7 protein-coding genes are annotated in these 7,928 nt (G+C 38.4%); 3 read left to right on the top strand and 4 right to left on the bottom strand.

The window, feature by feature from the left end; all coding sequences use genetic code 11:
* Nucleotides 1-680: 680 nt before the first annotated feature.
* Nucleotides 681-1,838, top strand: coding sequence for a DNA polymerase III subunit beta (dnaN, locus tag MW688_RS18670; RefSeq protein ID WP_486737522.1), 1,158 nt, complete (start codon nucleotides 681-683; stop codon nucleotides 1,836-1,838).
* Nucleotides 1,839-2,245: 407 nt separating this feature from the next.
* Complete coding sequence (locus MW688_RS18675; protein WP_486737523.1) at nucleotides 2,246-2,470, top strand: ferredoxin-thioredoxin reductase variable chain; 225 nt, start codon at nucleotides 2,246-2,248, stop codon at nucleotides 2,468-2,470.
* Here MW688_RS18675 and MW688_RS18680 read toward each other — a convergent pair.
* From MW688_RS18680 to hisH, 3 genes are read right to left on the bottom strand one after another with little or no spacing between them, the layout of a single operon-like run.
* Entirely contained in the window at nucleotides 2,462-3,901 is a 1,440-nt protein-coding gene (locus tag MW688_RS18680) for a glycoside hydrolase family 13 protein (protein WP_486737524.1), read from the bottom strand. The genes MW688_RS18675 and MW688_RS18680 overlap by 9 nt on opposite strands.
* On the bottom strand, nucleotides 3,891-4,433 hold the full coding sequence (gene rsmD, locus MW688_RS18685) for a 16S rRNA (guanine(966)-N(2))-methyltransferase RsmD (RefSeq protein WP_486737525.1): 543 nt from the start codon (nucleotides 4,431-4,433) through the stop codon (nucleotides 3,891-3,893). The genes MW688_RS18680 and rsmD overlap by 11 nt, the downstream gene beginning before the upstream one ends.
* 5 nt (nucleotides 4,434-4,438) lie before the next feature.
* Nucleotides 4,439-5,086, bottom strand: coding sequence for an imidazole glycerol phosphate synthase subunit HisH (hisH, locus tag MW688_RS18690; RefSeq protein WP_486737526.1), 648 nt, complete (start codon nucleotides 5,084-5,086; stop codon nucleotides 4,439-4,441).
* A 311-nt stretch (nucleotides 5,087-5,397) separates the two neighbouring features.
* Between hisH and MW688_RS18695 the strand changes: the two genes are divergently transcribed.
* Complete coding sequence (locus tag MW688_RS18695) at nucleotides 5,398-5,955, top strand: hypothetical protein (RefSeq protein WP_486737527.1); 558 nt, start codon at nucleotides 5,398-5,400, stop codon at nucleotides 5,953-5,955.
* A 60-nt stretch (nucleotides 5,956-6,015) separates the two neighbouring features.
* Here MW688_RS18695 and MW688_RS18700 read toward each other — a convergent pair whose 3' ends face one another.
* A complete protein-coding gene (locus MW688_RS18700; RefSeq protein WP_486737528.1) occupies nucleotides 6,016-7,653 on the bottom strand; it encodes a phosphatase PAP2 family protein in 1,638 nt (545 codons plus the stop codon).
* Nucleotides 7,654-7,928 lie beyond the last annotated feature (275 nt).

Here is a 7,928-nt window from a genome sequence, read left to right on the forward strand (position 1 = left end):
CATTAATTCTTTAACTCATTACTTCAAAACTTCAAAACTCCAAAACTCCAAGACTTCAAGACTTCTTACTTCAAGACTCATTACTTCAAAACTCATTACTTCAAAACTCATTACTTCAAAACTCATTATTCATCCACAAGTAACTTTGGGTAAAGATGCGAGGGTCTGAGTAGTCGTCGGTTCGCCTTTCCTCCCCGCACTAAAGTTACGGGGATTCCAGGCTTTCAATTACTTCTGTTGAAATATCAGGGAAGATATAATTTTTATTTTAAGCGAACAGTGAGTTAAAGGTCTTGCAACCCAACACATAACACTCCTCAGATCTTGCATCTTTACCTAATGTTACTGGTGGTGGTTGAGTAATGAGTTTTGAAGTAATGAGTAATGAGTTAAAGAATTAATGCGATCGCGCTTAAAAATTGATTCTCGCCTGTTGGCCAATTTAGTACTTTTGTTCTGGTGCAAGATATGAGACTCGGTAAAAAGGAGTTAGATTGTTGGGTTTCGTTACCTTGGGCCCAACCTACATGCTCTCCCCCTCTCCCCCTGCTCCCGGAGCTCCCCCTCTCCGAAAACTCCCTATTCCCCTATCAAGTAGCGCTATAATAATGCAGACTCAAAACTGTCTTTATATAGTACAATTGTTCTATTCATTCTCAAAATATTTAATTTAGTCAAAGATGAAAATTATCTGTAGTCAAAACGAATTTAATAGTAATTTATCTCTTGTCAGTCGTATTGTTCCTTCCCGTCCTACTCACCCGATACTAGGTAACGTGTTATTAGTTGCCGACGAAGAAAAACAAAAAATTACCCTTACTAGCTTTGATTTAAGCTTAGGAGTTAGTACCCAGTTTCCGGCGGAAATTCCTACAGGGGGAAAAATCACCCTTCCCGCAAAACTCCTTAGTGATATTATCTCCCGTCTACCTGAGGGGGAGATTACTATGTTTTATCAACCAAATGAGGTAGAAGAAAATCCCCTATTTACGATAACTTCAGCTTCAGGACGTTTCCAAATTAGAGGGATGAGTGCCGAAGAATATCCAGAATTACCAGTAGTTGAAGGAGAGAGTCTGGTTTTACCCGGAGAAACTCTTCTACAAGGGTTCAAGAGTACATCTTTTGCGGCGAGTCCAGATGACACTAAACAGGTACTCACAGGCTTACATCTGCATAAAACTTTAGATAAGTTGGAATTTGCGGCTACAGACGGACATCGATTAGCTGTGGGGATACAAGAATTTAACAAAGAGGATTCAGTCTCAGATTCAGTAGAGGGGGATTCCTTTGCTATGACTATTCCAGTAAGGGCTTTTAGAGAAATAGAAAGAATGTTTAATAATGCGGAACCAGACGCAAGTATTCAAGTCTATTTTGATGAAACTCAGGTGGCTTTTGAATTGAGTAATCAGCGTTTAACTAGTCGTAAATTAGATGGTACTTATCCAAATTATTACAAACTTATTCCTGATGAATTTTCACGGCAAGTTACTGTAAATAAGAAACGTCTACTCAAAAGCTTAGAGTTAATGGCGGTATTGGCAGACCAACGCAGTAACTTAGTAAAATTTACTATAGATACTGACCAAGCAGAATTATATTTAGAAGTAGAAGAGGCAGACTTAGGCAACGCTAAAGAATCATTACCCGCAGAAATTATTGGTGATGATTTAGAAATTGGCTTCAATGTTAAGTATTTAATTGAGGGATTAAGGGCTTTTAATTGTTCAGAGATAAAAATACAACTCAATGAAGCTAATCAGCCAGTTATTTTTAATCCTCTAGATGGCAATCAGGTTACCTATTTAGTTATGCCTGTTCAACTTCGCGGTTAACTTATACCAAAGCTGCAAACTAACCCCCCCCTTAAAATTCTACTTGTTTTTTGAAAAAGGCAGAGGCTCACATCTTGCATCTTTCACCAGTAACTTTTGATAAAGATGCAAGATCTGAGACCGAGGCAGGAGGCAGAAGGGAAGGAAGAAGGTATGAAGGTAGAACTTTATCATAACTAATTAAACGGACATGATATGACTTGAAAGTGCAACAGATCAAATGCAAAAAATAACGAAGTAATTATACTTAAAGCAAGAATAAAGAAAAAAGCGATCGCCTCAGTTAAAATGCTATATTTTCCCACAAACCCCTTTAGAGTTGGTACGATTCTATGCAAAAATATTAAGGTTATCAACAACAAATCAAACAAAATTTTAACTAATCAAGCAAAGAGAGAAAAAAAGTTATGAACATAGGCGATCGCGTACGTGTAGTAACCTCAGTAATTGTATACCACTATCCCAAGCAAAAGAAGCAGCCTTTTGATCTCAAGGGTTTTGAAGGCGAAGTCATTGATGTAGTTCAAGAATGGAGAGGGAGACCAATTAGCGCTAATCTGCCTATTCTCGTGAAGTTTGATGACAAGTTTAAAGCTCATTTCAAAGAAAATGAGTTAGAAGTATTAGCTTAGTATCAAAGCGCTACGAGAGGAGAGGAACAATTGTAACTCACTCTCAAGCCAATTTAATCTAGCTTCACCCCATAAAATAGTATCAGGTCGCCAACTTAGTTCATTTTGATTTAGCTGAATTTCCACTGGCTGTCTATCGCCGTTTACTACTACCAAAATTTTTGATTCTGCCAAGGTGCGAGTAAAGACATAAACTTGACCTTGGGCGAAGATAATTTGATAATCGCCTAAACTCAAAGCCGGGTGAGTGTGACGTAACTTAATTAAGCCGCGGTGATATTCCAATAAATCTTGATTCCAAGCAGAAGTTTCTGGAAAGCTTCTGCGAGAATCAGGATCGCTTTCTCCCACTAAACCAACTTCATCACCATAATAGATACTTGGCGGACCAGGAAAAGTAAATAGTAGTAGAGTAGCTAGTTTTAAACTATCAACATCTTCCCCTGCAATACTCAAAAATCGAGCCGTGTCATGACTACTTAACAAATTGAGTTGAGTTTGTTGTATTTCCCAGGGGTATAAGTCGAGTAAATATTGAATTTTCTGACCATATTCTGCTGCATCTATGGGAGGATAGGGTTTGTATGGTGCTTTAGCTACGTGTTTTTTGACGACGCGATCGCCTGCGATAAAAGCTATAGTGGGCACTGTAAATAAATAATTCATCACGCCATCAAACTGAGTGCCATCTAACCATTGTCTAGCATCTTCCCAAATTTCCCCGACAATATAAGCTTCAGGATTAATTGCTTTGACTCGGGAGCGAAATTCCTGCCAAAAATCTGGCACCTCAATTTGATCCGGCACATCTAAACGCCAACCATCTATTCCTTGATTAAGCCAATATTCTCCTACTTGCATAATATATTCTCTAACCTGGGGGTTTTCGTGGTTAAATTTCGGTAAAGCACGATTATCTACCCAACTTACATAATTAGCGGGTTTACTGCCATCGTAGGCAGATATAGGCCATTTTTCGATGAGAAACCAATCTAACCAGGGAGAAAAAGGTCCATTTTCGAGAATATCGTTAAAGAAGAAAAAACCACGACTAGCATGATTAAACACTCCATCTAAAACTACTTTGATATCTCGTTGATGTGCAGCTTTTAGTAAAGCTTGAAAGGCTTCATTACCACCCAACAAAGGATCTACTTGGTAATAGTCGTGGGTGTGGTAACGATGATTAGCCGCAGATTGAAAAATTGGTGTTAGATAAATAGCATTAATACCTAAATCTTGTAAATAGTCTAGGCGATCGCACACTCCCCAGAGATTACCACCTTTGTATCCTTGCAGGGTAGGTTTATCTATCCAGGCTTCTAATTTTTGAGCTTGCCACCGTGTAAGTTGTTTACCAACAGCAAAGCGATCTGGAAAAATTTGATAAAAAACTGCTTGTTTAACCCAATCCGGGGTTTTAATCTTCATAACTATAAAAGGTTAATCCTGTACTTCCGTAAGTTTTGGTGCGGATTTTTTTAAATCCCGAACACTCTAAACTATCTTTGAGTTTAGCATCATGTTCTACTGCTATCTCACCATCACTATTCAATATTTGATATTCTGACAATAAATTTAGCACTACTTGGTATAAATTGCTTTCATGGTATGGCGGATCAAAATATATACAGTCAAATTTTTCTTTTCCTAGAGTTTTTAACTTAACTCTAACATCCCCTTTGATCACTTGATATTCTTGATCGCTTGCGGCTATTTGTTGCCAATTTTCCCTAATAATCTTGCAGGCGCGGCTTGATTTTTCTATTCCCCAAACTAGTTTAGCTTGACGACACAAGGCTTCTGCACCCATGGTACCATTTCCAGTACATAAATCCAACCAACGGCAACCCACTACTCTAGTTTGCCAAATATTAAATAATGCTTCTCTGACTCTAGCAGTAGTTGGTCTTGTTTCTCTTCCTGGTAAAGTTTTTATCAGTCTGTTACCATGAATTCTCATCTTAACTAGACATACACCTGAGATTTACTTGCCGTTTTCACTTGATTAACGAAATTAGCTAGGATTTTTAGACCATTGTTGCTAGATTTTTCTGGATGAAATTGTACCGCTTGTACATTCTCAAAGGCGATCGCCGCTGTTACTGTTTGACTGCCGTGGGTTACTGTTGCTGCTATAACTTTTTCTTCCACAGGCGCTACATAGTAGGAATGGACAAAATAAACGTAGGGTGTAGCTGGTAATTCTTCCCATAGCTTAAGATTTTTTTGGGTTAATTCTAGTTGATTCCAACCGATTTGAGGTATGGTTAAATTAGGTTCTGGTTGAAAACGACGCACTCTACCTTTGATTATTCCTAGACCTGCTTCAGACCCCTCTTCCGAACCTTCCATGAGTATTTGTAAACCTAAACATATACCTAAAAATGGTTTGCCCCTGGCGATCGCTTCTTTGATTGGTTTTTCTAGATTTCTTTTGCGTAGGTGTTGCATTGCCGGATCGAATGCCCCTACTCCCGGTAAAACTACTGCCTTCGCTGCTAGAATTTCTTCAGGAGAATCTGTTATTTTTGGTTTCCCCCCTGCTTTTTCTAATCCCTTACAAGCGGAGTGAAGATTCCCCATATCGTAGTCTATTACTGCTATTTCTACCATAAGAATCAATTACTTTTCTAATATTTTCCTTTATAATATAGTAATATACCCATTCCTCTGGTGGTGTTTTTAGGGGAGCTTTCAAAGCTCCAGGAGAAAGTTTGACCTGTCACGATGAATACATTTTACCCCATATTAGCGGGAGAGCCTTTTTGCTAAACCGTTAGATCTCGATAACTTTTTACTTCATTAAACCTAAAACCTGACACCTGACACCTAACACCTAAAAAGGGAATAGGGAATAGGGAATAAAAGCCTCAAAGCCTTTCTCAAATCAAGATTTTAAAATAAGGCATAAATTTTGTGATACAATGTTATTAAGCTCATTACCTAAGTACGAATTTGATGAACCAAGAGTTCTCGTAGGAAGCGTAGAAGCCTCAATTCCATTGGTTACTAAAGTCAAATCTGCATCGTTTATGGCAGAAAAACATTTAGAAACAAATAAAAATATTTATGAAATAGAATGTTTACTAAAATATTATGGTTTTGAGACTAGAGAATACAGTTATCAAAAATTAATAAGCGAATGGTTAGAACAATATTCGGTTAGTTGGATTCGTTTAGCCATTGTTGAAGCACTATATTTAGGGCGTTATAAAACTATCTCTGTCAATTCAATTTTAACAAAATGGTCTAGAATAGGCAATTTCAAAGTTAGTTTTACTCATGATTATGAGTGTTTTATGTGTCAGAATCTTTCTTCTGAGATAATAGCTGAAAGTGAAGAAACCAGTGAAACAGAATTTTCTCAAGGATTAAGCCGGGAAGAGTATATTCAAGACCTGTTTGCTAATTACTATTCATCTGAGAAATTTTTTGATAAATTAAGAGCATTCGCCCAATTAAGAAAAGAATTAATCATTTAAATTGTTCAAAAGGCAAAAGAACAATCAAAGGCGATCGCTCTTTTGCCCTCGCTAACAGGTTTAGATTGTTATATCTTCTCCTGTGATGCTCTTAAATTTAAACGTACCTACATTTTCTCGGTAAGTCTCTTTAATATCACGCAACATAGTAATTGCCAGTTTTTCACCTAGTAAGTTGCCTCCTGTGGCAATAGATGTTCCCGGATTACCATAAGTAGTGCCATCAGTACGCCAGTGCATTCCGGCACCATCGCGGAACAAAGTAACATTAGCGATTAACTTATTAAGCTCCCCATGGACTGTCAGTTTATCTTGGCCACGGTATGGCATCAAAGTTTGACCGTCATCACTAGGTACAACTGGATCAGGAAATTCCACGTCTTGGAAAAACGCCTTAGCCATAGTAGCACTAGCGGCTATAAATGTCGAGTGTCCACCAGGATAGGCGGGATGAGTAGGGGATCCTTCAGGAAACCCCATCGGTAGTAACCAGGTACCATCAGCGTCACCTCTGGAAAAACGAATATTCTGTTGTTTATTATGTTCAAAAATACGTTCTAGTACAGCAGTTTTTTTCCAGATTTCTGCTCCTTCACCAAACAACTCGTTGAATTTTGCATCATCAAAGGGTTGACCTTGTAATATGTCACGTCTTCGGTACAGTTCAAGACGTTGAGCGTAAACCTCAGGTCGTAAGCGTCGATGAACACACCATTTTTGAAACCAGGCGTGTTTTAAAGCATACACTCCTGCTAATGCGCTTTGGACCGTTACATCAGGATCCCCGAAACTACCAAACGCAGAGGCCCTTCTTATATCATTTTTATAAGGATTAGCATCTGACACGGGCACTTTCTTCCCGATGAGAATCAGGGTTGCCCATAAACCAGATTGATGAGGAAGATCAATATGTACCCATTGCCCAGCGTCTCGTAAGGTTATAATCCGTCGTATACCCACGAGTTGATCTCGACCTGTAGGATCAATATTGCCGTTGTTAATCCGGTTCCAGGTTTCTAGATCCGTCATGTAATCTAGCCCTTCTTTTGGATAGCACTGTAACTGACGAATTGGTTGGTTGCCGAATTGAAAATCCTGTAGGAGGAATTGGGAAACGTGAGGTCCTTGGAAACAGCCTTGATAAGGTCCCCGAAAGATTGTACCCGCAGTACATTCAAACCCAAATTGTTCCTCGAATCCCAAACTATTTAAGTCGTTACAAGCAGTGGCAATTAAAGGATCATTCTCGTATTGGTCAAAGGAGATATCTCGACACAGAGCCATCCAATAGCGCTCTACCATATCTATTGCTGTATTACGGATCTGAAACTTGGGTGCAGGTTCCATGCGTCCAGTATTAGAGTCGTTACCAATAAGCTGAAATGAGTAAGCGTTTAGGGGATTGGCTAACTTACGTACTTTCCCTCCAAGTATCGTGTTAAAAGCTTCTTGAGTACCTGCGGCGATCGCATTAAGTAGAGAGTCAAAAGATCTTTCCTTTACCAAACCATTACTCAGATCATGCTCCAAAGCTTTAGTAAATGAAGCAAATCCCGGTAGTCCTAAATCTTTGAATCTCTCTTCATCTCCGTTATTCGTTGGTTCTGAAAGATCATTAAATGCGTCTAATGCGTCTTTAGCTGTAGAGTTGCGAACCTCTTCTACTTTTTTCCGACGAGTTTCTAAATTTTCACTCATTGTGAATTTCCTCTTTGAATATTTTTTGTTGAAGAAAAGCATAGTTGTTGAAAATTAAAAGAGAACTATGAACCTTAACAACAACTAATGCTTTTCTTGATTTGTGCAATCTAATAGTAATATATCCCTAGGGCCAAAATTATACAATCTAAGTTAGCAAACTTAGTCATATTTTTGTTAACTTTTTCTTTATGTAGCTTTACAGTAATAATAAATAAATTGTTGGGGTGCAATAAACTTACTCAAAATTGCCAGCGAAAGCGGAGAGCGCCTTA

It is taken from the genome of Johannesbaptistia floridana, from assembly GCF_057440575.1.